Annotated in this window: 3 protein-coding genes; all 3 read right to left on the bottom strand. The window is 40.7% G+C overall.

What is annotated here, in order from left to right; genetic code table 11:
• Positions 1–126: 126 nt before the first annotated feature.
• On the bottom strand, positions 127–1,422 hold the full coding sequence (locus tag B0182_RS13415) for a type VI immunity family protein (protein WP_078275396.1): 1,296 nt from the start codon (positions 1,420–1,422) through the stop codon (positions 127–129).
• A 27-nt stretch (positions 1,423–1,449) separates the two neighbouring features.
• Positions 1,450–2,370 carry a VRR-NUC domain-containing protein gene (locus B0182_RS13420; RefSeq protein WP_112742646.1) on the bottom strand — a complete coding sequence of 307 codons (921 nt, stop codon included), beginning with the start codon at positions 2,368–2,370 and terminating at the stop codon, positions 1,450–1,452.
• The coding region (locus B0182_RS13425; RefSeq protein WP_211271656.1) for a hypothetical protein at positions 2,357–2,640 on the bottom strand (284 nt) is incomplete at its 5' end. The genes B0182_RS13420 and B0182_RS13425, both read right to left, overlap by 14 nt.

A 2,640-nucleotide genomic window follows, 5' to 3' on the forward strand; every position in this document is an offset into this window, starting at 1 on the left:
GGGTGGGAGGGGTCAAGGGGGTGAAAAAATTTGCTTGATTGTTGGAAAAGACAGTTGATGAAAAGCGTCCAAACAGGAACGCTTTTCAAATTTAAGAAAATAAAATCAAAAGGTTTTGTATTACAATTATAACACTTCCACCAAAGTCCAAGTAATTTCCATCGCCTCCACAGTACGCCAGTTTGCATCCATATGAATGAAATAAGGGGCAATGTCACCTTTTTTAAGGACGACATATTGGCGGTAGTCAATGAGTTGTCCGTCATATTCGTTGATATTGTGGTATCTAAACTGACCACGATTATAATCATACTCGTCTAAATAAATATAACGCCCATCTTGCTGACAAACTTCCCCTGTCTTGACAGCAATCACATCGCCTGTTTCTGACTTAATAGGCTCTGCGGTAATGTCAGGTTTGCTTTTTTGGGGGAAAGCTCGCCATAAATTAGGATTATCAAAGCGTCTTAGCCATAGGTCAGTGAAGTAGGCGTTAAAGGTTTGGTAGCCGATACCACCGTCATATTCGTTCATTCCCCCCAAAGAACCATAATGTCCATTTCGCATCGGACGACAAATGTCATTAACATCCAAATAACTTTGTGGAATAGGCTCATCAACTGGTAACAGCTGTGGCACTTCATCGGCAATCAAGAGTACGCCATTATCGTATAATTTATGCTCCACTGACTTGGTAATTACTTGTTCTAACAATTTACCTCTACCACCAATACGCTCTGCCAAATCATCACTGATATAAGTCCACCAGTCAATGCCACGAATGCCGTGGTGCATAGCAACAGCATCCCAAGTACGAATTGGATTAATACCAAAAAATTTTTTACATTGATTTAAGAAATCTAGCCCATATTCCTTTTCGTAACCAATCGCCGTTCCCCAACCCATATAAGCAAAATAAGGATTGAGTTTATAGACACAGTAGTTAAACAAATTGATGATATGACCGTGTTTATCTAGGTCAAAAAAATCTGCCCTATCCACCCGAAATCTAAGCTGGCTAATATTTTCAAGTTGCCAGTCTCGTTCAGTCAGACAAAACAGCTCATAAGGCACCGCTTCTTGCATGAGCTTATGGTTGCCTGCTGACACAAACCATTCAATAACATCGTCTGGGTCTTTGCGTTCTTCTAGGATTTCGTTAAAGCTCGGTAATTTATCAAAGGGTTTTTCTGTCCATCTGCGGTTCTTGGAATTAAACCCCCAAGTGATATGCTCGCCAAAGAGTGCCATATACTGACTGATACAATCTCTTAAATGCTCTCGTGTTTCTTGTAGGTGTCCATCTCTAAAAAATAAACAAGCGGTCAGATGTACATCATTAACGGTTACTTCTTTGCCGTCTATGATGTCATAGTAATGAAAGTCTTCTTTGTATTCGTTCATGTCGTTTAGGGTTTTCATGGGTTTCTCCAAAAAAAGAAAGGGGTGCTAGTGTGAACCTGCATAGGTAAGACCTGCTCCTAATACCACAAAGCCCGTTGCTGGCGTGCCACCGATAGAAACCACGATGGCTACCGTCACAACTGCCGCACCAAAAGCAATTTGAGCAATGGTAGGCTTACTTATAAATTTAGGCAAAGGAACATTGTTAGTATAGGTATTTTGTACACTTGCGTAACGAGGTGTTAAAAACAATGAGTTAAAATCTGTTCGCAGTCTAATAGCTGTGATATATTCTGCATAGGGTCGTGTTCTGGGGTCAATTTTACGAACACCGCAATGACAATCAACTTCTTTAAGCTCTCTAAATTTATTGGGACCTGCAATTATTTCGTAAGCTTCCCTTTGCTCATCACTCAACTTATCCCCCTCAAACTTAATTTCTACAACTGTATCAATATTTTCTTGTGTGGGAATAAATTGCTTTAAATCCGCTTGACTGCCTTTGCCTTCTGCAAATTTTTTAACCAAGTTGGCAACCTCTGTATCACTAACTTTTAGGATAATACAATCAGGAATTCTAAGGTTGCCTTTAATACCCACTCCCTCCTCTATTTCTCTGATGGCAGCCCCCAAAGGGAAACGGCTAGGGCGTAATCCCTCTCCCGCCTTATTGCTCATCAAGGGTGTTGGTGGCTCTCGGTTCATCAAATAGCCTACTTCCGCCTTAAATCGCCATAGATTTAGGTGAAAATCCTCATCCTTCCAAATATTTTCTGTACAAGCTCTTTGCTTTAATGAGTAGCCTGCTAGACTTACTTTTGGAAACTCTTTTGCAATACAAATATGCGTACACAGATAAGTTTTATCATTACCCTCACCAAGCTGAACAATAACGCCTTGCTTTTGTTTTGTCGGTTTTGTGATAGATGCCTTGGTTCTTGGCGTTGCTCCACTACTTCTCCCCACGGTAGGTCTCTCCAGTCATTTGATGATACGGCATAGTATCGTCAGCATATTCCAAAATGTCAAGCATTATTTGCTCAGGTCGCATTGTGTAAACGGTCTGAGTTTTACCCCCATCGTCGGTTACACCTTTTATTTTTTGACCGTCTGATGTAGTGATAAGGTAGGGTTGATTTGGTATCGGATTACCCTTATTGTCTTGAATAATAAAAAATTCTGAATGTGGTTTTGGCAAGGTTGGGATTTTTAAGCTCACCCTCTCACCCCCCTCCA

Origin of the sequence: Moraxella bovis, assembly GCF_002014975.1 — a bacterium.
Lineage (GTDB): Bacteria > Pseudomonadota > Gammaproteobacteria > Pseudomonadales > Moraxellaceae > Moraxella > Moraxella bovis.